Source organism: uncultured Alistipes sp., assembly GCF_949296715.1.
Lineage (GTDB): Bacteria > Bacteroidota > Bacteroidia > Bacteroidales > Rikenellaceae > Alistipes.
This window is the reverse complement of record NZ_CASFQD010000014.1, coordinates 1-24,483: the sequence shown is the minus strand read 5'-3', so window position 1 is coordinate 24,483 and position 24,483 is coordinate 1. Positions and strand designations below refer to the sequence as shown.

At 57.3% G+C, this 24,483-nt stretch carries 23 protein-coding genes, 1 tRNA gene and 1 other RNA gene; 22 read left to right on the top strand and 3 right to left on the bottom strand.

The window, feature by feature from the left end; translation table 11 throughout:
- The 7 genes from Q1Y33_RS01975 (at nt 1) to rnpB (ending at nt 6,632) form a co-directional block, all read left to right on the top strand.
- Nucleotides 1-885 carry a DUF58 domain-containing protein gene (locus Q1Y33_RS01975; RefSeq protein ID WP_300797734.1) on the top strand — a complete coding sequence of 295 codons (885 nt, stop codon included), beginning with the start codon at nt 1-3 and terminating at the stop codon, nt 883-885.
- Nucleotides 882-1,865, top strand: a complete 984-nt coding sequence (locus tag Q1Y33_RS01970; protein WP_300797732.1) for a hypothetical protein — start codon at nt 882-884, stop codon at nt 1,863-1,865. The genes Q1Y33_RS01975 and Q1Y33_RS01970 overlap by 4 nt, the downstream gene beginning before the upstream one ends.
- A gap of 6 nt (nt 1,866-1,871) precedes the next feature.
- A complete protein-coding gene (locus Q1Y33_RS01965; RefSeq protein ID WP_300797730.1) occupies nt 1,872-2,666 on the top strand; it encodes a tetratricopeptide repeat protein in 795 nt (264 codons plus the stop codon).
- Between the two features lie 12 nt (nt 2,667-2,678).
- On the top strand, nt 2,679-3,665 hold the full coding sequence (locus Q1Y33_RS01960; RefSeq protein WP_300797728.1) for a VWA domain-containing protein: 987 nt from the start codon (nt 2,679-2,681) through the stop codon (nt 3,663-3,665).
- A gap of 13 nt (nt 3,666-3,678) precedes the next feature.
- A complete protein-coding gene (locus Q1Y33_RS01955) occupies nt 3,679-4,707 on the top strand; it encodes a VWA domain-containing protein (RefSeq protein ID WP_300797726.1) in 1,029 nt (342 codons plus the stop codon).
- A 91-nt stretch (nt 4,708-4,798) separates the two neighbouring features.
- Nucleotides 4,799-6,208: an aldehyde dehydrogenase family protein gene (locus Q1Y33_RS01950; RefSeq protein ID WP_300797724.1), complete on the top strand. Its 1,410-nt coding sequence runs from the start codon at nt 4,799-4,801 to the stop codon at nt 6,206-6,208.
- Between the two features lie 46 nt (nt 6,209-6,254).
- An RNA gene (gene rnpB / locus Q1Y33_RS01945) (RNase P RNA component class A) lies at nt 6,255-6,632 on the top strand.
- Nucleotides 6,633-6,783: 151 nt separating this feature from the next.
- Here the strand turns inward: rnpB and Q1Y33_RS01940 are convergent.
- Nucleotides 6,784-8,046, bottom strand: coding sequence for an anaerobic sulfatase-maturation protein (locus Q1Y33_RS01940; RefSeq protein WP_300797722.1), 1,263 nt, complete (start codon nt 8,044-8,046; stop codon nt 6,784-6,786).
- Between the two features lie 198 nt (nt 8,047-8,244).
- A complete protein-coding gene (locus Q1Y33_RS01935) occupies nt 8,245-8,760 on the bottom strand; it encodes a hypothetical protein (RefSeq protein WP_300797720.1) in 516 nt (171 codons plus the stop codon).
- Between the two features lie 710 nt (nt 8,761-9,470).
- Between Q1Y33_RS01935 and Q1Y33_RS01930 the strand changes: the two genes are divergently transcribed.
- The 7 genes from Q1Y33_RS01930 (at nt 9,471) to Q1Y33_RS01900 (ending at nt 17,346) form a co-directional block, all read left to right on the top strand.
- The gene (locus Q1Y33_RS01930; protein ID WP_300797718.1) at nt 9,471-10,658 is read left to right on the top strand and encodes a site-specific integrase; all 1,188 of its coding nucleotides are present in this window, start codon (nt 9,471-9,473) and stop codon (nt 10,656-10,658) included.
- A 32-nt stretch (nt 10,659-10,690) separates the two neighbouring features.
- Nucleotides 10,691-11,971, top strand: a complete 1,281-nt coding sequence (locus Q1Y33_RS01925) for a site-specific integrase (RefSeq protein WP_300797716.1) — start codon at nt 10,691-10,693, stop codon at nt 11,969-11,971.
- A gap of 62 nt (nt 11,972-12,033) precedes the next feature.
- Complete coding sequence (locus Q1Y33_RS01920; RefSeq protein WP_300797714.1) at nt 12,034-12,954, top strand: WYL domain-containing protein; 921 nt, start codon at nt 12,034-12,036, stop codon at nt 12,952-12,954.
- Nucleotides 12,947-13,576 (top strand): hypothetical protein, encoded by a 630-nt coding sequence (locus Q1Y33_RS01915; RefSeq protein WP_296110692.1) that lies wholly within the window; start codon nt 12,947-12,949, stop codon nt 13,574-13,576. The genes Q1Y33_RS01920 and Q1Y33_RS01915 overlap by 8 nt, the downstream gene beginning before the upstream one ends.
- 380 nt (nt 13,577-13,956) lie before the next feature.
- Complete coding sequence (locus tag Q1Y33_RS01910; protein WP_300797712.1) at nt 13,957-15,657, top strand: hypothetical protein; 1,701 nt, start codon at nt 13,957-13,959, stop codon at nt 15,655-15,657.
- A 113-nt stretch (nt 15,658-15,770) separates the two neighbouring features.
- Nucleotides 15,771-16,085, top strand: coding sequence for a hypothetical protein (locus Q1Y33_RS01905; protein WP_087404477.1), 315 nt, complete (start codon nt 15,771-15,773; stop codon nt 16,083-16,085).
- Between the two features lie 214 nt (nt 16,086-16,299).
- Nucleotides 16,300-17,346, top strand: a complete 1,047-nt coding sequence (locus Q1Y33_RS01900) for a hypothetical protein (protein ID WP_300797708.1) — start codon at nt 16,300-16,302, stop codon at nt 17,344-17,346.
- A gap of 591 nt (nt 17,347-17,937) precedes the next feature.
- Here the strand turns inward: Q1Y33_RS01900 and Q1Y33_RS01895 are convergent.
- Nucleotides 17,938-18,008, bottom strand: a tRNA-Cys gene (locus Q1Y33_RS01895).
- A gap of 285 nt (nt 18,009-18,293) precedes the next feature.
- Between Q1Y33_RS01895 and dprA the strand changes: the two genes are divergently transcribed.
- The 8 genes from dprA to Q1Y33_RS01855 all read left to right on the top strand — a co-directional run bounded on the left by dprA (nt 18,294) and on the right by Q1Y33_RS01855 (nt 24,323).
- Nucleotides 18,294-19,397 carry a DNA-processing protein DprA gene (dprA, locus tag Q1Y33_RS01890; protein WP_300797706.1) on the top strand — a complete coding sequence of 368 codons (1,104 nt, stop codon included), beginning with the start codon at nt 18,294-18,296 and terminating at the stop codon, nt 19,395-19,397.
- Entirely contained in the window at nt 19,394-20,323 is a 930-nt protein-coding gene (locus tag Q1Y33_RS01885) for a TatD family hydrolase (protein ID WP_300797704.1), read from the top strand. The genes dprA and Q1Y33_RS01885 overlap by 4 nt, the downstream gene beginning before the upstream one ends.
- Nucleotides 20,320-20,625, top strand: coding sequence for a TIGR04076 family protein (locus Q1Y33_RS01880; protein WP_300797702.1), 306 nt, complete (start codon nt 20,320-20,322; stop codon nt 20,623-20,625). Before Q1Y33_RS01885 ends, Q1Y33_RS01880 begins: the two co-directional genes overlap by 4 nt.
- 41 nt (nt 20,626-20,666) lie before the next feature.
- A complete protein-coding gene (locus tag Q1Y33_RS01875; RefSeq protein WP_300797700.1) occupies nt 20,667-21,695 on the top strand; it encodes a type I asparaginase in 1,029 nt (342 codons plus the stop codon).
- 320 nt (nt 21,696-22,015) lie between these two features.
- Nucleotides 22,016-22,762 (top strand): MotA/TolQ/ExbB proton channel family protein, encoded by a 747-nt coding sequence (locus Q1Y33_RS01870; protein ID WP_300797698.1) that lies wholly within the window; start codon nt 22,016-22,018, stop codon nt 22,760-22,762.
- Between the two features lie 27 nt (nt 22,763-22,789).
- A complete protein-coding gene (locus tag Q1Y33_RS01865) occupies nt 22,790-23,227 on the top strand; it encodes a hypothetical protein (RefSeq protein WP_300797696.1) in 438 nt (145 codons plus the stop codon).
- A 15-nt stretch (nt 23,228-23,242) separates the two neighbouring features.
- Nucleotides 23,243-23,848 carry a biopolymer transporter ExbD gene (locus Q1Y33_RS01860; RefSeq protein ID WP_300797694.1) on the top strand — a complete coding sequence of 202 codons (606 nt, stop codon included), beginning with the start codon at nt 23,243-23,245 and terminating at the stop codon, nt 23,846-23,848.
- Nucleotides 23,849-23,861: 13 nt separating this feature from the next.
- Entirely contained in the window at nt 23,862-24,323 is a 462-nt protein-coding gene (locus tag Q1Y33_RS01855) for a biopolymer transporter ExbD (protein WP_300797797.1), read from the top strand.
- Nucleotides 24,324-24,483 lie beyond the last annotated feature (160 nt).

Sequence of the window (24,483 nt, the reverse complement as noted above, 5' to 3'; positions counted from 1 at the left end):
ATGCAGCAGACCGAAAACGATATTCTGAAACGTGTCCGCAAGATCGAGATCAAGACCCGCGGCCTTTCCAACGAGATTTTCGCCGGAAAGTACCACACGGCCTTCCGCGGCAGGGGCATGTCGTTTTCCGAAGTGAGGGAGTACCGGGCCGGCGACGACGTGCGCGACATCGACTGGAACGTCACGGCCCGTTCGCGCAAGCCCCACATCAAGGTCTACGAGGAGGAGCGCGAGCTGACGATGATGCTCGTCGTCGACGTCTCGGCATCGCGCATGTTCGGCACGACGGAGCGGCTCAAGAAGAACATCATCACCGAGATCGCCGCCGTGCTGGCCTTCTCGGCGTCGCAGAACAACGACAAGGTGGGCTGCATCTTCTTCTCGGACCGCATCGAGAAGTTCATCCCCCCGAAGAAGGGGCGCAGCCACATCCTGACGATCATCCGCGAGCTGGTGGGCTTCCGGCCCGAATCGCGGGGCACGAAGCTCTCGGAGCCTATCCGCTTCCTGACGAACGTCAACAAGAAGCGCTGCACGACCTTCATCCTCTCGGACTTCATGGATTCGTCCGCCGACCGCGAGGCCCTCGACGATGCGCTCAAGATCGCGCAGGGCAAGCACGACCTGGTGGGCATCCGCGTCTGCGACCCGCGCGAGGCGGAGCTGCCCGACGTGGGCATCATCGAGCTGCGCGACGCCGAGACGGGCCGCAAGGTGTGGGTCGACACCTCCTCGCGCGCCGTGCGCGAGCACTACGCCGCCACGTGGCGGCGGCGCAGCGACGAGATCGACGCCACACTCAAGCACAACCGCATCGACTCGGTCCTCATCCCCACGGACGGCGACTACGTGGCCGAGCTCATCAAACTCTTCAGACAACGATGACACGCATCACTTCCGCAATCGCCGCCGCAGCACTTACCCTCGCCGCACTCCCCTGTGCGGCGCAGGAGCCGGTCGTGCGCTCGCACGTCGAGCCCGACAGCGTGATGATCGGCGACCGCTTCGACTACATCATCGACGTGGAGAAGGACCTCGTGCAGGTCGTGGAGTTCCCCTCGTTCACCGGCTCGCCGGACGGCGACTTCGAGCTCGTCGAGGAGTTTCCCGTCGACACGCTCCTGCGCGACGGCCGCTTCCTGAAGCTGCGCAAGCGCTACCGCATGGCGGCCTTCGAGGAGGGAGACTTCAACCTCGGGACGGCCAAGGTGCTCTACGCCGACAAGAACATCCTCGACACGCTGCGCAGCCGCGACCCGGTCTACCTGCGTGTCAACACCTTCCAGATCGACTCGACGTCGCAGTCGATCTACGACCTCAAGCCGCAGAAGACCCTGCCGTTCCGCTTCGGCGAGATCAGCGGGTATCTCTGGTGGATCGCGGCAATCCTGTGGATACTGATCGTGGGGCTCTGGGGCGTGATCCGCTACCTGCGCAGCCGCGGCAAGCGGCTCGGCGACCTCTTCCGGCCGACACCCCCGCTGCCGCCGCACGTCGAGGCGATCCGCGCGCTGGAGACGCTCCACAACCAGAAGCTCTGGCAGAACAACCGTCACAAGCAGTACTACTCGGGGCTGACGGACATCCTGCGCACCTACATCGCGGGCCGCTGGGGCGTCGGGGCCATGGAGATGACCTCCGACGAGATCATCGCCGCGATGCGCGGCATCGAGCTGCCCGACAAGGCCCGCATGGACCTCACGGCGCTGCTGCGCACGGCCGACCTGGCAAAATTCGCCAAGATGGCACCCGATGCCGAGCAGAACGAGAACGACTACCTGAAGGCCTACTACTTCGTCGAGGAGACCAAGCCCGCGAGCGAGCAGGTCGAGGAGTCGGAGGGAGAAGAAATCATGAAAAATTAGACGGCCATGTACAAAGCGTTACATATCCTGCTGCTGATGCTCTTCGTGGCGACCGGAGCCGTGGCGCAGCGCATGCCCGAACGCGCGCAGGTGCGCAAGGGCACGCGCGAATACCACAAGGGTAACTACGAGGAGGCCATCAAGCGCTACGAATCGGCCCTGACGCTCGTCCCGGGACAGTTCGAGGCGACCTACGACCTGGGCAATGCCCTCTACAAGGCCGAGATGTACGACCGCGCCGAGCAGACGATGATGCAGGCCGCGGCCGACACGCTGCGTTCGGATGCCGAACGGGCCGAGGCGTGGTACAACCTGGGCAATGCGCGGTTCAAGCAGCAGAAGTACCAGGAGGCGCTCGAAAGCTACCGCCAGTCGCTGCGGCTGAACCCCGACGACATGGAGGCCAAGTACAACTACGCCTACACCAAGCGGCTGCTCGACAAGGACAACCAGGGCGGTGGCGGCGGAGACGACCAGCAGGACCAGGATCAGCAGAACCGGCAGGACCAGAACCAGAACCAGCAGGGACAGCAGGATCAGGACAAGAACAAGGATCAAAATCAGGATCAGAACCAGGATCAGGACAAGGACGGCCAGCAGGACCCGCAGCAGGGTGACGGACAGCAGAACCCGCAACAGGACCCGCAGCAGGGCGAGGGCGGGGAGCAGCCCGTCGAGAGCGGCATCTCGGAGCAGGAGCAGCAGCAGATCCTCGACGCCATCCAGGCACAGGAGGACCGCACGCAGGAGAAGCTCAAGGAGAAGCAGGGCGTCGTCGTCCGGGGCCGGAAAAACTGGTAAACACATACAACCATGCACTTCGCATCACCATACTACCTGTGGCTGCTCGCGCTCATCGTCCCGATGATCGCCTACTACGTCTGGCGCGTAAGGCAGGGCGGCGCAGCCATTCAGATTTCAACCGTCGAAGGGGTGCTGCGCGCCCCGAAGAGCGTGCGCTACTACCTGCGGCACCTGCCCTTCGTGCTGCGCACGGCGGCCTATGCGCTGTTAGTCGTGGCGCTGGCCCGTCCGCAGGGCATCGAACAGAACGTCCGCACCTCGACCGAGGGCATCGACATCATGCTCTCGATCGACGTCTCCGGCTCGATGCTGGCCCGGGACTTCAAGCCCGACCGCATCACCGCCGCCAAGGAGGTCGCGGCGTCGTTCATCAGCGACCGCGTCGGCGACCGGCTCGGACTGGTGGTCTTCGCCGGCGAAGCCTTCACGCAGAGCCCGCTGACCACCGACCAGAGTACGTTGCAGACGCTGCTGGCCCGCATCCGCAGCGGCCTGATCGAGGACGGCACGGCCATCGGCAACGGGCTGGCCACGGCGATCAACCGCCTGCGCGAGAGCGAAGCCAAGTCGAAGGTCATCATCCTGCTGACCGACGGCATCAACAACCGGGGCGAGATCACTCCGATGACGGCCGCCGAGATCGCCCGGGCGCAGGGTATCCGCGTCTACACAATCGGCGTCGGCACGCGCGGCACGGCCCCCTACCCGGCCGTGGACATGTTCGGCAACACGACCTTCATCAACCAGCAGGTCGAGATCGACGAGAAGACCCTCACCGAGATCGCCCGCCTGACGGGCGGCCGATACTTCCGCGCCACGGACAAGGAGAAGCTCAAGGCGATCTACGACGAGATCAACCAGCTGGAGAAGAGCAAGGTCGAGGTCACCGAACGCATCACCTACCACGAACTGTTCCTTGCGTGGGTGCTCGCGGCGCTGGCGCTGCTCACGGCCGAGCTGCTGCTCTCGAGCCTCGTGCTGAAACGTATCCCCTAAATTTCCATCCGACATGTTCCGATTCGCAAATCCGCAATACCTCTGGCTGCTGACGCTCATTCCGCTCTTCGTTGCGCTCTTCGCCGCCGCGGCGGCGCAGCGTCGCCGCCGCCTCGCCCGCTTCGGCAACCCCGAGACGCTCGCGGAGCTGATGCCCGAAGTGTCGAACGGGCGCGTCGCGCTGAAGTTCATCCTCTTCTGCTGCGCCGTGGCGCTCGTCGTGCTGGCCGCCGCCCGCCCGCAGTTCGGCTCGAAGCTCCGCGAGGAGAAGGCCCAGGGCATCGAGATGATGCTCGCCGTGGACGTCTCGAACTCGATGCTGGCCGAGGATTTCGAGCCCAACCGCCTCGAACGGACCAAATATGCCATCAACAAACTCTTCGACGGGCTGAAGCAGGACCGCGTGGGGCTGATCGTCTTCGCCGGCGAACCCCGCGTGCAGCTGCCCATCACGTCGGACTACCGCATGGCCAAGGCCTTCGCGCGCCGCATCGACCCGTCACTGGTCTCCGTGCAGGGCACGGCCATCGGCAAGGCGCTCGAACAGGCGCTGCTCGCCTTCTCGAGCCAGACGGACGAGCAGCGCAGCCGCGCGATCATCCTCATCACCGACGGCGAGAACCACGATGACGACGCCCTGGCCGTGGCGAAGCGGGCCGCCGAGCAGGGGGTCCGCATCTACACGATCGGCATCGGCACGCCCGAGGGCGCCCCGATCGAGATCGACGGCGAGTTCATCCGCGACGAGCAGGGCGAAATGGTCGTCTCGAAGCTCAACGAGGAGATGCTTGCACAGATCGCCGACGTGACGGGCGGCGCCTACGTCCGCGCCACGAAGCAGGACATCGGTCTGGGCGAGATCGTGCGCAGCATCAACGAGATGGAGCAGAGCGAGCTCTCGACCGTGCGCTTCGAGGAGTTCAACGAGCAGTACCAGTACCTGCTCATCGCGGCCCTCGTGCTGCTCGTCGCCGAGTTCTTCCTGCTCGGACGCCGCAACCCGCTGCTGGCGCACCTGAACATCTTTCGCGAAAAGCAATGACCCGGCCGGGGCGTAATCCGCCCCGCACCCGCACCGCTGACCGGCCCTCCGCAGGCCGGGAATCCGGGCCGCTCCGCGGGGCCGGACTGCGGTGCCCCACCGACAACCCCATACCGCCATGATCTCCGAAAGCACCCCTGCCGCACGCATCCGGGCCCTTGCGGCCGCCCAACGCGACTTTTTCAACCGCGGCGAGACCCTCACGGCCGCTTTCCGCCGCACGATGCTGCGGCGTCTCGACCAGGCGCTGCGCCAGTGGGAGCAGCCCCTCTGCGAGGCGCTGTGGCAGGACCTGCACAAATCACCCGAAGAGGCCTTTCTCACGGAGTTGAGCATCGTGCGGGGCGAAATCCGCAACCACCTGCGCCATCTCCGGCAGTGGATGCGACCCGAGCGGCGGCCGACGCCGCTCAAGCTCTGGCCCTCGACGAGCCGCATCCTCAAGCAGCCGCTCGGCCCGGCGCTCGTCATCGCACCGTGGAACTACCCCGTGCAGCTGCTGCTCAACCCCCTTGTCGGGGCCATCTCGGCGGGCTGCACGGCGATGCTGAAGCCCTCGCCCGCCACGCCGCACGTCTCGCAGACGCTGGCGCGGATGATCGCCGAAATCTACGACGAGGAGTACGTCGCCGTGGTGCAGGGGCACCGCGACGTCAACGCGGTGCTGCTTGCCGAACACTGGGGCGTCATCTTCTTCACGGGCAGCCCGGCCGTGGGGCGCGTCGTCATGGAGGCCGCCGCACGGCACCTCACGCCCGTCGTGCTGGAGCTCGGCGGAAAGAGCCCCGTCATCGTGGACCGCGGGGCCGACATCCGCATCGCCGCGCGCCGCATCGCCTGGGGCAAGGTCCTCAACGCCGGGCAGACCTGCATCGCCCCGGACTACCTGCTGCTGCACCGCCCGCTGCTGGAGCCCTTTGTCGGGGCCTTCGCCCGCGCCGTGCGGGAGATGCTGGGCGACGATCCGCAGCAAAGCCCCCACTACGTGCGGTTGGTCGACGACCGCGCCTTCGCCCGTGTCAGCAGCTACCTCACGCAGGGCACCGTCCTCACGGGCGGGCGCACCGACGCTGCGGAGCGCTACATCGAACCCACGCTGCTGGGCGGCGTGGACCCCTCGTCGCCGGTCATGCAGGAGGAGATTTTCGGGCCCGTGCTCCCCGTGCTGCTCTTCGACGAGCGGGAGGAGGCCGTGCGCCTGATCAACAGCCGCGAACACCCGCTGGCCCTCTACAGCTTCGGGCCCGAAAAGGAGGCCGCCGGGATGCTCGGACGCACCCTCTCGGGCGGCGCGTGCCTCAACGACACGATCATGCACATCGCCAACGAGGCGCTGCCCTTCGGCGGCGTGGGCAACTCGGGCATGGGACGCTACCACGGCCGCGAGAGCTTCGACGCCTTCACGCACCGCCGGGCCGTCGTCTCGACCCCGACGTGGGCGGACCCGCCGTTCCGCTACATGCCCTACCGGATGTTCCGCTGGGTGAAAAAAATCCTCTGACGCGCGGCGGGGTTTTGATTTCTGCTTCCGATTGCGTACCTTTGCAACGCAGGCCCGCCCTGTCGCTGCCGGCCGTCGGCCGGGGGAGGAAAGTCCGGGCAACGCAGAGCGCCACGCAAGCCAACGACTTGATATCCGTGAGGGTATGGGAGCGTAACAGAGAATAACCGCCCGCCGGGTCCCCGAAGGAACGCCGGCAGGTAAGGGTGAAAAGGCGGGGTAAGAGCCCACCGCGGGGGCAGTGATGTCGCCCGGCAGTACGTCCCGTGGGTTGCAAGACCATGTATACCGGCAATCAAGGGTTGCTCGTCCGATGCCGGGGGGTAGGTTGCTTGAGGCGGCAGGTGACTGCCGTCGTAGATAAATGACAGGGGTCCGGAGTCCGCTCCGGGAACAGAACCCGGCTTACAGGGCCTGCACGTGCAAAGGGGTGTCCCAAATTGGGACACCCCTTTTTTTCATGTCGCATCGGACCATGCCGGACACCCGGACGCTTCGCCGCCGCTCCCCGGGCGTCTTTCCGTTTTGCCGCACGCCCGAATCCGCTGCGCGCTGCGGGTACGGAGCCCCGGTCCCTACATCAGCCCCATGCGGCGGCGGGCGAAGGGCACGACCCAGGCCGGGGACTGCTCCTTGGAGAGCAGCTCGCGCATGTAGTCCATGTAGGGTTCGGCGTGTCGGAAGTAGTGTTTCAGCCCCTCGCAGAGCGAATTCTTGCGGCAGCCGTCCGCCCCGGTCTCGAAGCGGTGCTTGGGGCACTCGCCGCGGCAGGCGAAGTAGTATTTGCAGCGCAGGCACTCGGCCGGCAGGGCATTGCGCTTGGCAAGGCCGAAGTCGACACGCTTTTTCGAGCGGTAGATCTCCGCAAGGGTGGTTTCGCGGATGTTGCCCAGCTTGTATTCGGGGTAGACGAAGTGGTCGCACGAGTAGACGTCGCCGTTGTGCTCGACGACCAGCGCGTCACCGCACGTCTCGCCCATCGAGCAGACGCCCGGCTGCACGCCGCACCACTGGGCCAGCGTCGCGTCGAACATCTGGACGAAGTATTGCCCCACGTCGCGCACGACCCACTCGTCGAAGACATCGCAGAGGAAGTTGCCGTACCCCTCGGCCGAGACCGACCACTCGGCCAGTCGCGCCCCCTCGTGCTCGGGCGAGACGATGAGCGGGCGGTGGAAGCCGGGCTTGTCGATGACGTGCTCCACGGCGGGCAGGAACTGCATGTAGCGGCTGTGCACCGTATCGCGGAAGAAGCGATAGATCTCCGCGCCGCGCCCTTCGCAGCGCCGGTTTACGACGCTCAACGTGTTGTACTCGACGCCGCCGTGCCGGAAGAGCTCGATCGTCCGCATCACGCGCGCGAAGGTCGGCTGCCCGCCCTTCGTCACGCGGAAGGCGTCGTGAATATCCTCCGGTCCGTCGAGCGAGACGCCCACCAGAAAGTTGTTCGAGGCGAAAAGGTCGCACCACGCCTCGTCGACCAGCGTGCCGTTGGTCTGGAGCGTGTTCTCAATGCGCTTGCCGTCGGCATACTTCTTCTGGAGCTCCATCGCCCGGCGGTAGAAGTCCAACCCCAGCAGCAGCGGCTCGCCGCCGTGCCAGCAGAACTGCACCGTCGACACCTCGTTGGCCGTGATGTATTGTTTGATGTAGCGTTCGAGCAGTTCGTCGCTCATCACGGCCTGCCGTCCGCCGTACTGCACCGCCTTGTCGAGGTAGTAGCAGTAGTGGCAGTCGAGGTTGCAGGTCGATCCCGCCGGCTTGAGCATCGTCGCAAAGGCCACGGGGCCCGCCTGCTTCTCGGCGTCGCGGAAGGTGAAGATATCCTTGGTTTTCATTGTTCGGATCGGGTTTCGCCCGGCGCTGCCGGGACAACGGTCGGGTAAAGATACGAAAAAAATCAATATCCACATAAGACAGGAAACTCCATGAAAGCACCGAAATGCCGTCGGAGAAGAGTTGAGCCGCACATCGACCGGAATGCCGGCAGAAACGGATTGGCTGTGACTACAGAGTGCCGACACAAGAAACGGTCGTCACGAAAGAGCCCGGTCGACAAATCCTGTCAACGAGACAGCCTCCCGGATGCTGTCAAGCCTTCCGCGGTCAAGTCCGTCGGCCATCCCCTTGTCATACTTGGCTCGTACAGCGTCGAACTCCCGGTAGAAAGGCAGCAGCATCTGTCGGACGCTGTCCTGTCTCTGGTAAAATGACGTACCGCTGATGTTCCAATCGTTCATTGAGGCAGACGGCCCCTCGATCTCCATACATTCGTCAGGGACAAAAAAAAGATGCGCCTTTTTGCCTTTGGACCCAATGGTCAATTCCGCCTGGCAAGCCTGCCCTATATCGCAGCTGTAAGTGAAGTATCCGCTCGCATCAACCGGAACACCGACATCCACGACTCGCTTTTCAGGGTCACGCCGGACATACTCGATCGACAACGTATCATTGGCCATATCGGTAAAATGGCCCTTGATTGTAAAATGTTGAGCCGACAGATTCAAGGTCATTGCCGTCGACAAAATAATAGCAGAAACTACCGTTTTCATTTTTTCACTGTTTTAGAGATACACGCCGGACGCAATCCAACCAATTAACGATACCGGAAGCGGAACAATGCCGACATCACAAATCCCAAGACAAAATTATAAAATCCCAACAATCAAATTATTGATGCAAATCAATTTGTAATAGACGAGTCAACACATACATCTCCCGATATTTCCCAGAACTTACGGCAACAGGGGAGGGGAAATATCACACGACAAGGAAGCAATACCGACAAACACAAGCCATGCAGCACAGGCTTGCAACAAGGCATTCGGATTGGCGGATTCCATTCCGAACACACCAATGTATTCTGCCAACTGCAGGCTCATGTTCCGAACAACAAGGAGAGGCCGACCGCATAACCATATAACAAAACGAAAACCGCGTTGCAGACATCTACAACGCGGTTTCTGTGAGGTCTGAAGCGAAGCTCACTATTCGTTGATTATATGATACTTACGATATTTTACCCTGTTGGATAGTTGAATATAAAGACTATTGTAAAGTAAAGATACACTGAAAAATAGAGCTATTTATACCGGTGCGCCCCTATTTGCGCCCCCCGAATCTTAAATCGGTCTATATCTCCTCGATTGGCCTTCTGCTCGTCTTTTTAAGAAAAAGATAATTATTTATTGTAAATTCTTTATAATCTGATGTTTTGTAACTTATTTAGTCCCTGAATATTACACTTGTTTTGGGGATTTAAATGGCGAACTACTCGATTTGTAAATGTATCCGAAATGATAAGCCCTTGAAACGGAACGGAAAGTATCCGATTTACCTGCGAATAAGAGTCGGAGACCGAAGTACGAAAATTCCGACGGGCTTGGAGGTATGGGACGGTCGCTGGGATGCTAAACGGATGGAACCGAAGGATAAAACCCTCGCTATCCAGTTGAACCGGAAAATTATGGAGCTCGATCTCTATATCAATCGGCTGTTGGCCGACGGTACGGAGTTGTCGATGGATCTGGTAAAAGAGTTCTACGACGGGAAACGACGTGTGAAACCCGAAAATAGATCATTCTACGACTATTACCTCGACTTTGTAGAACGAAAACGAAAAGAGGGCTTGAATCCCGAAACGATCCGGGTCTATATGACGACCTTTCACGTCTTGAAAGAGTTTCGATCGGAGCTCCGCATCTCCGATATTTCGCTCCCGTTTATCGAAGATTTTGATAACTATATGCGCGAAGTAAACGGGAATTCGGCCGGAGGTCGGAACCCGAAGCATAAAAATCTGCGGACGGTGATTCTCGATATGCTTAAACGGAATATCCCGGTTGAAAACCCGTATAAGTGGTTCAAGATGCCGAATTCCGCGGTAAAAGAGGTCTATTTGGAGAAAGACGAACTCCTGCATTTGATCGACTACTCCGATAAGTTTGCAAGAGATACGAAAGAGTACCGGATTTTGAAAATGTATCAATTCTCGTGCTTCTGCGGTCTCCGCTTCTCCGACGTACGCGATTTATGTTGGAAAGACGTGGATTTTTCGAATGGATTGATAAAAAAGCGGATGATTAAGACGAAATCCGAGGTGATAACCCCGCTTTTCCCGATGGCGCGGGAGATATTGGAAGAAAAATCCGAAAACGGGCGTTTGGTGGGAAGCGGTGATAAAATCTTCTATCCCTATACCGAACCGACCGTAAATCGAACGCTTCGTGAACACGTGAAACGGGCCGGAATCGATAAGCACGTAACCTACCACTCCTCCCGCCACACCTTTGCTACGCTGTTGGTGCTGGATAAAGTGGATATATATATGATTTCGAAGTATTTGGGTCATAAGTCCGTGAATATGACCCAGCGCTATCTGAAATACGACCTCTCGATAGCCAAGGAATCGGCGAAGAATATCAAAACGTTCTCTGGTAGAAAAGGATAAAAAAAGCTATCTTGTGAGAAAATTCTACCGAAATGATTAAACTGCCGACCCCGACTTTATATCTTCGGAGCGATAAACGAAAAAAGAACGGCCGAATGCCGTTATATATCCGATTCCCTCGAATTGATGGCGAAGAGCCGAAATATCCGATGGGTATCGACTTATTGCCCGAAGAGTGGGATGATAAGACGAAGGAACCGATCGACGACGCGCTGAAACTGATTATCGAGAAGGAGTTGACGCGAATTAGAACCCGGATATATAATGTTCTGGTAAATGGCGAGAAGTTGACGAAAACGTACCTGCGCGAGATTGTAGCGAATGAAGAACCGAAAGATCCGGGCGATGCGTCATTCTACGAATATTTCGATAAATACGTCTTGGAGCGGAGACAGGCCGGAAAGATGACCCGCTCGACGGAAAAGGGGTATGATACGACCCGGCGAGCCTTGAAAGAGTTTCGCGAAAAAATCCGGATAAAGGATATTGACGCGAAGTTTATCAATGATTTCGAACGCTTTTTGGTAAAGCGGGGTCGTGAACACGGCCTTGGAGATGTTTTGGGAACGAGAGCGAACCGGTTGAAGCACGTCCGGACGATTGTTCTTGATATTGAACGGCGTGGTATTCCGATAAAGAATCCGTACCGGACCCGTGAATGCGAGGTTCCCAAAGCTGCCGAAAACGATACGTTCCTCGAATATGACGAACTGAAAAGAATGTACCAGCTTTTGGGACTCGATGCCGAAATCGGATCGACCGAGTTCCGGGTATTGGTCATGTTCCTGTTTTCTTGTGCCGTAGGAATCCGATTGAGTGATGCGCTTTGTATAACTTGGGGTGCGCTGGACGTAACGCAAGAAACGATTATCGTACACTTGATTCCTAAAAAGGGTGATAAGCCGTGGAAACGGAACCGCGAAGTTCATATTCCTCTATCGACCTTCGGCGAAAGAATGATCGAGTGGATTGCCGCTGATGATGACGGAATCCCTTTAAGTCAGGTCGAACGTGAAAACCGAATGTTCCGAATCTCATCGGCGTCGACGGTAAATCCGACGTTGAAAAAGCTGGCGAAAATGGCAGGGATAGATAAGAACCTGACTTATCACGCCTCCCGAAGAACCTTTGCGACCTTAACTGCAGCGGAGGGTGCGGATACCTATACGATTAAGAACTATTTGGGACACTCGAGCGTAACGATGTCTGAACGCTATATGAAATGGAGTAAGCAATTGGCTCTTGAATCGGCGGAGAAAAACCACTTGATTGATATAAAGAAGATCGTACACCGGACGAAAAAAAAGAAATAAATCGAAGCTTCCGCCGAATTCTGGCGGAAGCTATTTTTATCTTTGTGAAAAAACTTTGGACGATGAATGCCTTGACGAATAATACGGCGATGTTGCTGCGCCGCTACCTGTGGCTCCTGGAGACGATCTATTCCGCGGGAAGAATCACGCTGGATGAAATCCGCCGCCGCTGGCTCCGGAACGAATGGTCGGGCGGAGAGGAACTTCCTCGAAAGACCTTCGAGAATCACCGGAAAGCCGTCGAAACGCTCTTCGATGTCAATATCGCCTGCGACCGCCGGACGAACGAATACTTTATCGAATACGGCGATGACCTCGAACGGGACGATCTGCGACGCTGGTTGTTGGAAACCTTCGCTGTAAACGATCTCTTGGTAAATAGTAAACGCCTGCGCCGACGGATCGCATTGGAACCGATTCCCTCGGGCTACACCTACCTGACGACCGTCCTCCGGGCGATGGAAGAGAACCGATGCCTGGAAATCATCTATCGTCATACCTACGATGAAAAGCGGGAAAAGCGCTACGAGGTTGAACCTTACGGGTTGAAGGCCTTTCGACGGCGCTGGTATCTGATCGCCGAAAGCGTGGAGATGGGCGGAATTTATGCGTTTGCCCTCGATCGGGTAGTTGATATAACTCCGACGGCGAAAGAGGCTGAAATCCCCTTGGATTTTGATTGTGCGGAGTTCTATGCCGACGCCTTCGGAATTATCCGGATTCCGGGGCAATCCGCCGAACGGATTGAAATTCGGGTCTATGGGAAGCAGGCGAACTATGTTCGGGCCCTGCCACTGCATCCTACCCAGCGGGAGATGGAACGGACCGCGGAATATTCGGTATTCGAATACCGGCTGGCCCCGACCTATGATTTCCGGATGGAACTGCTCTCGCACGGTGCTGACGTGGAGGTACTGCAGCCCGCGTGGTTTCGGGAAGAGGTGAAAAATGTGGTTACGAAAATGAGGGATAGATATGAGTAAAAAAATTACTGTAAAATTAAGACCCGAAAATATAGAAAATATATCTGTTCGCTCGTGTAGGAAAGGAGTCTATCTAACTTTTGATGCGGGAAATATTCGTTCTATTGTCTGTAAATATTCGGAGGTAATCACGATTTGTACGCCTAAACCAATTTATGATGATGAAAGGATACAGCTTTATGATTATGATGATGAAAGGACACCGCCGATATTAGGCCCCATGTTATATTCCTTGTTAGAGAAAAATAGAATATCTGCGGGGCTGTTCCATTGGGACTGCGGCTATCCGTTCGCTAGAATGGGTCATCGTGCTATAAAAAACTATGTTATAGGATTATACGGGATGCGAAACCTTGCCGTTATAAATGGCATGAAAGCGATTATAATTTCTCTTGATGACTGGACTTTGCCGAATTTCCTTTTGAAAAAGAGAAAAGATGAAAATTTCTATTCAGAGGTGATGAAAATGGCGAAAGACTTGAATTTAATAGTTTTTGTTTTATGGCACATGTTCCCTGAAAAGGGATGCGATTGGGGAGATAAATTAATACGGATCAAGACACCTGCAGAATGCCATAAAACTGAAACGATCTATTATTTAGAGACGATGAATGGACTTTGAAGGGGCTTCGATTTGTTCGAAGCCTTTTTTGTTGGAAATCCGCGAAATCTTCGTACTTTTGTCTATGACATATCGATAGACGCGAAAGCGTAAGTTTATTCTCTACGGCGAATCTGGAAAATTCCTACGAATACGAGAATAAGCGCGGTTATTCCCGTGTCCTTGAAAAAGGGCGTGGGCTGTTGCTTATTTTAGTATTCGGGTATTCCAGAACCTGCCGTATGAAATAAGCCTTCAGCGCCACGCTTTCTTTGTTTAATCCCCTGCCGGTTCGGGCGTTGGGCAGGAATGGTTCGATGGCAAAAATAGGCGGACCTTGCGCCGGGAGTTGGCGGAAGTGACTGATAATTTTGCCGGAAAGAGACTGTAACCGGGATCGAATGATGAAAAAGAGTGAACTTTCGACGAGGGACCGGATGTGTTCCGTGGCCGGTGGAATGGCCCGATGGTTTATAGACCGGGAAGTCCCCTCCCGGCTGATCCCTTTCCGGGGAGAATTCCCCCTGCTGGATACGATCGAGACGAAGCGATTCCGGGAGGCGATCCGTTCGACGATGTGGATCGAGGAGCTGCCGCAGAAACTGCGGTATGCCGCCGCCGAAGGGAGTCGGATAGCGCGGCTGGAGGAAGATTTCCGCCACTACCTGTCGAGATACGAAGTAACGGGGGACGATTTCGAAACGTGGAACGAGGTGGAGAAGTCGAGGTGGCTGCGGGATTGGATGAAGGCCGCTTCTGTCAGCGAGGACGACCTGACCGTTAAAAAATACCGGGAAGAATCGGCCCCGGCTCCGGAACCCGTTGGCGATCCGACGATACCGGGCGTCGAGAAGCGGGAAATTGACGACGACCGAATCGCGCGACGAGCCTATTGGGACGATCTGTGCAGTGAGTTCGGACGGATCGGCTGGGAGGAGAAACTGCGGAACCTGGCCTTGTATCTTTACTACGGTGGGGATTTGGAGGCCGTTTTGACCCGCTATAAAGCGAGCCACCCCGATTACGCCGACCGGGTTCCCTTCTCGTTGGCGTATTATATCAGCTACCTGCGGACGGGCCGTGCGATCTCCGTGTTGAATGATTTTCTATGGAGAGGCGTTGCTCTTCCCGAGCAGCGGTTGGCGGCTCTGCTCTCCGCCGAGTTACACGAACGGCTGGAGGAGTTTTTCCGATGGGACGGTGCGGCGAACCGTGCTTGGACGGTGCGGATCGACTACGAAGGCGAAAAAAGGATGATGGAGAAGGCGATGGCTTTGGGTGTGGAGCGAGGCCGTGAATTTCTTATCTTTGGGAACCTGACTATAAAACCTTTTACTATGGAAACGAAAGAGACCTTATTGAAGGAGAACCCTTGGCTCGAACTGGCTGAAAATTTGAAGAATAGCGATTACCGCGGATCTCCGGATGTTCTCGTTTGCAGCGGCGACCGGACCGCGATCGAAGCCTTTAACGAAACGGCCGACGAACTGCATAAAATCCGGCTCGAAGGGGTTCCCGAACCTGTACAAGGTAATTTCTTTGACGCGAAAGTGGCCCTTCTGACACTGAATCCCGGGTGGGTGGAATGCACCGATAAGCAATCCGGAAACGATGGCACGTTGAAAGAAATGACCTCCGAAGACCGACGGTATTTCCTGCAACAGAAGGCCGAAGCGATGTTGTTGAAAGGGCGTCCCTTCCCGACTAAAAATAAAACGCTGCGTGCCATTGATACCGACTATTGGAATAAACTGCTTAACGAAGTACTGAATAGATGCCCCGATGCTCCGAACTACCTGACGATTATTCAATACCTTGGGTATCACTCTAAAAAATATAAGGATATCGGGAAACGACGGATTCACTCGGAATCGGGGCTGCTCCCCACCCAGGAGTTTGCCGTAAGGCTGGTTCGGTATCTGATGAATAAGGGGGTGCTGATCGTGATTTGCCGAAGTAAAAAAAGATGGTTTGCTGCCGTTGAAGGGTTGGAGAACTATGCGAATCTGGTGCTCCTGAATAATTACCGACGGCCCTATCTTTCACCGAATAATTGCGCGGATGACGGATTCGATGCTGTCATAAAAGCGCTGAAAGAATAGGATATTTCCGATCTCGCTGCGACCGCCCGAATAACCTCCGGGATAAGGCTTCGGGACGTATATATATAAGAAAAAGAACCGACTAATTTCTATAAACTAATCTTTATAAAACGATGAACTACTACGCTTTGGTTGATCTCTTCGGAGGCTTTTTTATCGCTTGGTGTATCATTGGGATACTCGTTTGTATAAGTATTGTCTGCCGAATGGCTAAAAACTACGGTCGCTCGGTAGCCGAATGGCTGCTGATCGCGATTTTCTTCTCGCCGATAGTTGCCATTATCGGGTTGGCGGCCCTGGGTAAGACGCTCGAAAAGAGGTTTGAAGAGTGGGAGTGGATGGAAACCCAGAAAAGGATGGCCCGAAAGGAGATGGATGAGGATAACGATTATATGAACGTATCGGAAGCGGATTTGAAAGAGGTATAATGCCCGCTGCCCGTTTGCGCCTCTCTTCCCAAAATATAATCGCGCGAATAGTTAATGGTTTTCCGGTTTTATATAAGAAAATATAATAGGCCTCGAAAACCAGCTATTCATAGGGATTCTGTAAGCGAAGGAGTCCGATTTTCCTCTTAAACGGTTGAGAAATAGAAAATAAGAGGTATAGAATCGTTATCTTTGTAGAAAAGCTATTTGTGTTATGATAGATAATTTAACGATTCGTTTGGAAGGATTTTCGGGCTCCTTTGAGAACTGCGAGCGTGTCAAGGAGAACGGTAATATCGCGATATATCGACTGAAAGGCCTCTCCTTGACCACTCCGCACCCGCTTACCTTGATTTTGGCGAAACGGTCGGGAACTCTCTATATCGTAAATAGCCTCCGGAAGTGGTATTATGGAAGAGCTTCCCTGCTCGACTTTACCTCCGGAACGCTTCTTCACGCCTTTAAGCTGTTGGCCGGACGCTTGAAGATCTCCTACGAAGAATTGAGCCGCGGCCGTGTTACCCAGGTCGAGGCCGGGCTGAATCTACGCACGCGAATCTCGTGTCAGCGGTTATTCGGTCTGATAGCCGGATATAAGACCCGCCCGCGAAACTCGATTAAGAATGAAACCCTCTACTTCGGAGATCGAACCCGCGGCGTAGGCTATAAGAAGGTGATGCTTTACGATAAAACCGCCGAGATTGTTGCCAGGATGCCTCTTCGGAAGCGTTTCCGTCAAGAGGAGATTTTTGAGGTGCTGGCCCGGCACGGTTACTTCTTCCCGCGGTATGAATTCAAACTCGCCGACCGTCAGGCCCTTTCTCAAAACGGCCTCGATATCCGTACCGTCTCCGACCTCGTAGCCGGATACGAAGAACTCTACCGGTTTCTGGCACGCGAAGCCCGGAATTTCGTGCTGTTCGAACGAATCGGAATTACGGAGCGAATGACCCCGAAAGAGCGTCTAATCGCCGAAGGACTGAACGAATACGGATATACGGAATATCTTGAAAGATGCCGGGAGACGTGTCGCTCACGAACGGTTAAGGGATTGAAATCCGCACGCTATAAAGTTCGGAAGGATTTAATCCGCGTGATCGACCGCTACGATACGGGAGATTACGGAAGCCGTCAGTTCCGAATCGACCTCGGGCGGAATCTCGTAAGAATAAGTAAGCACGATCCTGCGCTGAACCTGACTGAAACCCTCCGGGAGCTCTTTATCGGCCGTCCTGCCTCTAATAATAAGAGGAATAAGTAAGCTATATACCTAAAAGGGTAGATAATAGATAGCTTATAATAACGAGAAGTAAATTAGTTATTACGAAGATATTCTAATAGGCGAAAATCGAAATCCTGTTCGACCGATTGACCGGGGGAGTTCGGCGTGCCGCTGTTCGGCCGAATTCGACCTGTCCCGATTATTCTTATGGCGGGACCGATTTCCGGATTCCGCTTCCGTCGGACGAATATGCGCCTATCTCCCGTCAATAATGCTTGGATATCGGCGCTTTTTCCGTTGAAACGGGATGTCGTCGAAACCGGCAATACGATTGGATCGGGAATAAGTCCGTCTGCTATTCAAGGAATGCCGGGGAATCGGGGATAATAGCGGAGTGATGATTGGCCGCTGGCCTTGTCAGTTATTAGTGGGCGGCGGGAATTCGGGAGGATGGTCTATGAACTGTTCCGTGAATAAGAGACCGAAAATCCTTTCAATCCTCGATTATTCAATAGTGCGGTGATTAACTGTATATTGAAAATTCGGACCGCTTGCGCCCCCATCTGCGCCCCCGTAAATGAAAGAAGGCCTCTTAATCGCTAATAATTAGCTGATTAGAAGCCTTTTTTGAGGTCTGAAGCGGATTCGAACCGCTGTACAAGGTTTTGCAGACCTTTGCCTAGCCACTCGGCCATCAGACCAGTATCATCATCCCGAACCCCTGCAACACTAACCCAACCTTTCATCCTCCTCCCGCCGGTACGGACACGTTCACACGCATCGCCAACAAGGCCAAATCCTCACGGCCGGCACGGGAAGAAAAAGAATCATCCGGGGCTCTTCGGGAGTGCAAATATACGAACATTTCCCATAAATCCAAAACTTAAGCCCTACTTTCCTCTTTTTGTTCGCGGTTTTTTGCTCCGCGACCTCGTCTTTGCGCAAAATTCACTATCTTTATACGATCGAAACGACATTTTGCGGCCATGACCATCGAGGATATCGCCTTGCAGATGACACCCGGAATCGGCGTCAAGGGCGCCGCGCACCTGACCGACACGTTCGGTGATGCGCAGCACGTCTTCGCCGCCTCGGAAGAGGAGCTGACAGCCCGCGCCGGACTGCGGCCCGAACCGGCCCGGCAGATCGTCCGCCGGCGCGCCTTCGCCGATGCGGAGCGCGAGATGGCCTACTGCCGCCGCCACGGCATCACCCCCGTTGCCGCCACCGACGAGGCCTACCCGCCGCTGCTGCGCGAAATTCCCGACCGGCCGCATGTCCTCTACCTCATGGGCGATGCCGGGGCGCTCACGGCCCGCTGTCTCTCGATCGTCGGGACCCGCAGCGCCACTCCCTACGGACAGACGATGTGCAACCGCCTCGTGGAGGGGCTTGCCGAACGGGTGCCGGGGCTCTGCATCGTCAGCGGCCTGGCCTTCGGCATCGACACGGCGGCCCACCGTGCAGCTCTCGCGGCCGGTGTACCGACCGTCGCCGTGCTGGCCAACGCCCTGCCGGAGGTGACCCCCGCACAGCATGCCGGCGTCGCCCGCGACATCCTCGCGCAAGGCGGCGCCCTCGTCACCGAACTGCACTCGCAGTCGAAGCAGAACGGCAATTTCTACCTCGCGCGCAACCGCATCATCGCCGGATTGAGCGCCGGGTGCATCGTCGTCGAGTCGCCCGACAACGGCGGCTCGCTCGTCACGGCGCACCAGGCCGACAGCTACGACCGCACGGTCATGGCCGTGCCGGGGCGTGCGACGGACCGCACGTCGGCCGGGACGAACCACCTGATCCGCAACCGTCGGGCGCAGCTCGTCCTCTCGGCCGGGGACGTCATCGACGCCCTGATGTGGGACCTCGGAACCGATCCGGCCACGCTGCGGGCCGGAGCACCGACCCCGGAGCTGACGAAGGACGAGGCGGGACTGCTCGCCTGCTTCCGCACCTCCGATCCGCTGTCGGTCGAGGAGCTGACCTCGCTCACGGGCCTAGGCACCGGGGAGCTGGCGACGCTGCTCATCGGGCTGGAGCTCTCGGGCGCCGTGCGGCAACTGCCCGAAAACCGTTACATGAAGACGCTATGAATCTGATCGATACACACTCACACCTCTACGAACCGGAGTTCGACGCCGACCGCGGGGAGGCCCTCGCCCGGGCGCTCGACGCCGGGGTCGGGCTGCTGCTCCTCCCGGCCATCGATGCGGCGAGCGACGAGCGGCTCTTCGCGCTGTGCCGCCGCCATCCCGACCGCTGCCGTCCGATGATGGGGCTCCACCCCACGTCGGTCAACGACAACCCGCGCTGGCGCGAGGAGCTCGGCCGCGTGGCCCGCAGCCTCGACAACCCGCCCGAAGGGGTGCCGCCCTTCTGCGCCGTGGGCGAGATCGGACTGGACTACTACTGGGACGACCGCTTCACCGCCGAACAGATCGAGGCTTTCACGGTGCAGTGCCGCCTAGCCGCGGCACGTGACCTTCCGGTGGCGATCCACACCCGTGCGGCGTGGGACGACATGCGCCGGATCGTCAGGGAGGAAGCGGAAACCGCCCGGGCGCGCGGCGAACGGCTGCGGGGTGTCTTCCATGCCTTTTCGGAGGATGCCGACACCTATCGCGCGCTGCGGTCCGCAGGGGACTTTCTCTTCGGCATCGGCGGCGTGGTGACCTTCAAGAAGAGCAAGGTGGCCGAGACGGTCCGCGAGATGGCGCTCGACGAGATCGTGCTGGAGACCGACTGCCCCTACCTGACGCCCGTGCCGCACCGGGGCGAGCGCAACGAATCGGCCTACGCGCGTCTGGTCTGCGAGAAGATCGCCCAGATCAAGGGGATCGACCCCGAAGAGGTCGCCGCGGCGACGACGGCCAACGCCATGCGGATGTTCGGCCGGACCGCCGGAAGCTCCTCCGCCCCCGCCGCCGGAACGGCGCGGGCAACCGGCTGCGACGACGCCTCCGCATCCGGCACGCGGCAGGGAACGGATCACGAACCGAACAATCCATTCCGGCCATGAAACGGGTACGCATCACCGTCGTGCGCAAGGCCTGCCACCGGGACCTTATCGCACGCTACGAAAATCCGATCGAGCACGCCTGCGACCTTTGCGAGGGGCAGGTCTTCGTCTCGGAGGGGTGGCAGAAGCCCGAGGGGCTGTGCGAAAGCGCCTGGCAGACCCTCTCGCCCTTCGTCATGGCGCTGGCGCACGGCGCCACGGACCTCTACGACGGCTGGATGAAGAATCCCGCCTCGGCGATGCTCTCCTGCAACGACGGATTCCGCCCCGTGAGCTTCCTCATCGAGGCGCTCGACGACTGACAAGCAAAAAAACACTGCAAACGAACTGCAAACGAAACGATATGCGATCCTCCATTCTGATCATCTACACGGGCGGCACCATCGGCATGAAGACCGATGCCGAGACCGGCGCGCTCGTACCCTTCGACTTCAGCGGCATCTACGAGGAGTTCCCCTCGCTCAAGCGGCTGAACGTCGACATCGACGTCTACACGATGGACCCCGTGATCGACTCCTCGAACGTCTCGCCCGAGAACTGGCTCGCGCTGGCCCGCCTAATCCGCGACAACTACGCGCGCTACGACGGGTTCGTCGTGCTGCACGGCACCGACACGATGTCCTACACCGCCTCGGCGATCAGCTTCCTGCTCGAGAACCTCTCCAAACCGGTGGTCTTCACCGGCAGCCAGATCCCGATCGGCGTGCTGCGCACGGACGGGCGCGAGAACCTCATTACGGCGATCGAGATCGCCGGGGCACGCATCGGCGGACGCCCCGAGGTACCCGAAGTGTCGCTCTACTTCCAGAACCGCCTGTTCCGCGCCAACCGCACGACGAAGGGGAGCGCCGAGGCGCTCAACGCCTTCCGTTCGTACAACTACCCGCCGCTGGCCGAGGTGGGCGTCAACATCGCCTACAACCTGCCGGCCATCCTGCAGCCGGCGGAGACGTCGCCCGAGCTGCGCATCGCCACCCGCCTGGCCGACGGCATCGCCGTCATCAAGCTCTTCCCGGGGCTGAACGAAGGCATCCTGCGGGCCATGCTCTCGGCACCGGGACTGCGGGCCGTGGTGCTCGAGACCTACGGCGCGGGCAACGCCCCGACGAGCGAATGGTTCCTGCGCGTGCTGCGCGAGGCCATCGACCGCGGGATCATCCTCCTCAACGTCACGCAGTGCCGCGGCGGACGCGTCTCGATGGAGATTTACGAAACGGGGCTGAAGCTGCAGAAGATCGGCGTGCTGAGCGGACACGACATGACCACCGAAGCGGCCGTGACGAAACTCATGTACGTGCTCGGACTGGAACTCGACGGGCAAACGACCCGCGATCTGCTGCGAAGCCCGTTGCGCGGAGAATTTACGGCCTGATACGTTGCACGGATGGATTTTTTTTTCTATATTTCGCACTGCAAATGTACCCCTACGGCCTGCCACCGGACGGCCATCGGAGTGAGATGCTGAGTAAAACACATTGACAGACAGAGAATTAAATGAATCCGAGAACCCCTTTTCCGGATTCGCACACACGTGTCGGGAACTCTTGCAGCGAACGGCTCCGATGCGGGAAACGCAGGAAAAGAGGGAAAAATGACAAGAAAAAAAGATTTTTTTTCAAAAAAAGTTGAGCAAAACCAAAACACAAACTAATAAAAAACAACTGTCAAAATCTAATTTTATCTAACACAACTATGAAAAAAACTTTTTTAATGTCGGTTGCTCTGTTGGGCGCCGTAGGTGCATTCGCACAGGAGGCTGCTGCCGTAGCTGAGACCGCTGTCGTTGCAGAAACCGAAATCGCAGGTGAAAGCATGCACCACATCCTGATGCAGAAGTTCCTCGAGGGCGGCTGGGGCTGGATGCTCCCGATCCTGCTCTGCTTGGTGATCGGTCTGGCCGTAGCCATCGAGCGCATTCTCTACCTGGCGCTCTCGACGATCAACTCGAAGAAGCTCGTCAACAAGGTCGAGGAGGCTCTGAAGCAGGGCGGCATCGAGGCTGCCAAGGAGGTTTGCCGCAACACGCGCGGCCCGATCGCCTCGATCTACTATCAGGGTCTGGACCGCTACGACCAGGGTCTGGACGCCGTTGAGAAGGCAGTCGTATCCTACGGTTCGGTTCAGACCGGCCAGATGGAGTCGGGTCTGCCGTGGATCGGCCTGTTCATCGCCCTCAGCCCGATGCTCGGATTCATGGGTACCGTAGTAGGTATGATCGATGCATTCGACGCCATCCAGGCAGCCGGTGACATCAGCCCGACGCTCGTTGCAGGTGGTATCAAGGTGGCCCTTCTGACGACCCTCTTGGGTCTTATCGCTGCGGTTATTCTTCAGCTGTTCTACAACTATATCGTTTCGAAGATCGACTCGCTCGTAAACGATATGGAGGATTCGTCCATCACGCTGATGGATATCCTGACGGCTTACAACAAGAAATAATCCAACGCAGAAAAGTCACAAGCAAACATGAAAAAGATATTGAACATATTGCTGGGTGTTCTGATGGTCATCACCGTAGTCTTGCTAATCTATGCAATTGTCGCTGGTGCAAACGGGACCGAGGCTACGCTCAACGCCGCGATCAGCGCAAATCTGATCTGGGGATACATCCTCTTTGCGCTCGCCATCGTTGCAGCCCTCGGATGCGCCGTCTACGGAATGGCCAAAAACCCGGCAGGCATCAAGGGGACCATCCTCTCCCTTGTGCTGGTCGTTGTCATCATCGGCGCCGCGTACTTCATCTCGGCCAGCCACACGGTACAGATCCCCGACCTGGCCAACAACGACTTCTTCGGTCACAGCGAAACCGTGCTGACCGAGGCCAGCATCATCGTAACCTATGTAGCCATGGCTGCAGCTTTCCTGACAGCCATCGGTACCGAAATTTGGAGAGCTTTCAAGTAGAAACACAGACAGGCAATGGCAATCAACAAAAGAAAAACTCCGGATATCAATGCGGGTTCACAAGCCGACATTGCCTTCCTGCTGCTGATCTTCTTCCTGGTGGCCACTACCATGAATACCGACACCGGACTGGCGCGTATGCTTCCTCCTCTGCCCCCCGAGGACCAGAAACAGGAGGATGTCAAGGTCAAGGAGCGCAACCTCTTCCTGGTGCTCGTGTCGGGTAGCGGCAATATCATGGCAGGAACCCCCACTCAGCAGGAGGTGATTGGTCTCCGCCAGCTCAAGGACAAGGCCAAGGAGTTCATCCTCAACCCGATGGACGACGAAAACCTGCCCGAAAAGGTGGACAAGGAGATCCAGCTCGCAGATGGCGGTACATGGGTGTATCCCGAAAGCCAGGGCGTAATCTCCCTCCAGACGACCCGTGATACGAACTACCAGTCGTACATCATGGTTCAGAACGAACTCACCCGCGCCTTCAACGAAGTGCGCGACGAAGTAGCCGTCCGCAAATTCGGCGCGAAGTTCTCGGAACTCAACGCCGACGAGCGCGATGCAGTGTCCAAAGCAGTGCCGATGAAGATTTCGGAGGCCGAACCGCGTAACATCAAGAAGTAGAGCCATGGCAGTAATGAAAAAGAAGGGCGACAAGAGTCTGCCCCCTATCTCGACCGCATCGCTTCCTGACGTGATCTTCATGATCCTCTTCTTCTTCATGGTGTCGACGACCATGCGCGATCAGGAACTGCTCGTGAGATACAAACTCCCGGAGGCTACCGAGGTGCAGAAGCTGGAGAAGAAATCGCTCGTCAGCTACATCCACATCGGACAGCCGTCGCTGGCCATGCAGGCAAAGTTCGGTACCGCGCCGCGCATCCAGCTGAACGATTCATACAAAACCGCAAGGGACATCGGTGACTTCGTCGCCGCCGAGCGCGACAAGCTCAACGAGTCGGACCGTGCCTCGATGACGATCTGCCTCAAGGCCGATCAGAGCACGAAGATGGGTATCGTAACCGACGTCAAGCAGGAGCTTCGTCGTGCGAACGCCCTGAAGATCTCCTACGCGGCTTCCAAGTCCATGGGATACTGATCCCGGGACGACCGATGACAAAGAGCAGGTTCTCCATGCGGAGGACCTGCTCTTTTTTTGCCGCAACCCGACAGAAAAAGGTGAAAGGTGAAAGGTAAAAGGTAAAAGTGAGGGGGGGGCGACGGACAGACGATAACAACGCCGCACGACACAGAAAGGG

What these genes read in the sequence shown, in the direction of transcription:
- Q1Y33_RS01975 (WP_300797734.1), top strand. Translation starts at nt 1, where the DNA reads ATGCAGCAGACCGAAAACGATATTCTGAAACGTGTCCGCAAGATCGAG.
- Q1Y33_RS01970 (WP_300797732.1), top strand. Translation starts at nt 882, where the DNA reads ATGACACGCATCACTTCCGCAATCGCCGCCGCAGCACTTACCCTCGCC.
- Q1Y33_RS01965 (WP_300797730.1), top strand. Translation starts at nt 1,872, where the DNA reads ATGTACAAAGCGTTACATATCCTGCTGCTGATGCTCTTCGTGGCGACC.
- Q1Y33_RS01960 (WP_300797728.1), top strand. Translation starts at nt 2,679, where the DNA reads ATGCACTTCGCATCACCATACTACCTGTGGCTGCTCGCGCTCATCGTC.
- Q1Y33_RS01955 (WP_300797726.1), top strand. Translation starts at nt 3,679, where the DNA reads ATGTTCCGATTCGCAAATCCGCAATACCTCTGGCTGCTGACGCTCATT.
- Q1Y33_RS01940 (WP_300797722.1), bottom strand. Translation starts at nt 8,046, where the DNA reads ATGAAAACCAAGGATATCTTCACCTTCCGCGACGCCGAGAAGCAGGCG.
- Q1Y33_RS01935 (WP_300797720.1), bottom strand. Translation starts at nt 8,760, where the DNA reads ATGAAAACGGTAGTTTCTGCTATTATTTTGTCGACGGCAATGACCTTG.
- Q1Y33_RS01930 (WP_300797718.1), top strand. Translation starts at nt 9,471, where the DNA reads ATGGCGAACTACTCGATTTGTAAATGTATCCGAAATGATAAGCCCTTG.
- Q1Y33_RS01925 (WP_300797716.1), top strand. Translation starts at nt 10,691, where the DNA reads ATGATTAAACTGCCGACCCCGACTTTATATCTTCGGAGCGATAAACGA.
- Q1Y33_RS01920 (WP_300797714.1), top strand. Translation starts at nt 12,034, where the DNA reads ATGAATGCCTTGACGAATAATACGGCGATGTTGCTGCGCCGCTACCTG.
- Q1Y33_RS01915 (WP_296110692.1), top strand. Translation starts at nt 12,947, where the DNA reads ATGAGTAAAAAAATTACTGTAAAATTAAGACCCGAAAATATAGAAAAT.
- Q1Y33_RS01910 (WP_300797712.1), top strand. Translation starts at nt 13,957, where the DNA reads ATGATGAAAAAGAGTGAACTTTCGACGAGGGACCGGATGTGTTCCGTG.
- Q1Y33_RS01905 (WP_087404477.1), top strand. Translation starts at nt 15,771, where the DNA reads ATGAACTACTACGCTTTGGTTGATCTCTTCGGAGGCTTTTTTATCGCT.
- Q1Y33_RS01900 (WP_300797708.1), top strand. Translation starts at nt 16,300, where the DNA reads ATGATAGATAATTTAACGATTCGTTTGGAAGGATTTTCGGGCTCCTTT.
- dprA (WP_300797706.1), top strand. Translation starts at nt 18,294, where the DNA reads ATGACCATCGAGGATATCGCCTTGCAGATGACACCCGGAATCGGCGTC.
- Q1Y33_RS01885 (WP_300797704.1), top strand. Translation starts at nt 19,394, where the DNA reads ATGAATCTGATCGATACACACTCACACCTCTACGAACCGGAGTTCGAC.
- Q1Y33_RS01880 (WP_300797702.1), top strand. Translation starts at nt 20,320, where the DNA reads ATGAAACGGGTACGCATCACCGTCGTGCGCAAGGCCTGCCACCGGGAC.
- Q1Y33_RS01875 (WP_300797700.1), top strand. Translation starts at nt 20,667, where the DNA reads ATGCGATCCTCCATTCTGATCATCTACACGGGCGGCACCATCGGCATG.
- Q1Y33_RS01870 (WP_300797698.1), top strand. Translation starts at nt 22,016, where the DNA reads ATGAAAAAAACTTTTTTAATGTCGGTTGCTCTGTTGGGCGCCGTAGGT.
- Q1Y33_RS01865 (WP_300797696.1), top strand. Translation starts at nt 22,790, where the DNA reads ATGAAAAAGATATTGAACATATTGCTGGGTGTTCTGATGGTCATCACC.
- Q1Y33_RS01860 (WP_300797694.1), top strand. Translation starts at nt 23,243, where the DNA reads ATGGCAATCAACAAAAGAAAAACTCCGGATATCAATGCGGGTTCACAA.
- Q1Y33_RS01855 (WP_300797797.1), top strand. Translation starts at nt 23,862, where the DNA reads ATGAAAAAGAAGGGCGACAAGAGTCTGCCCCCTATCTCGACCGCATCG.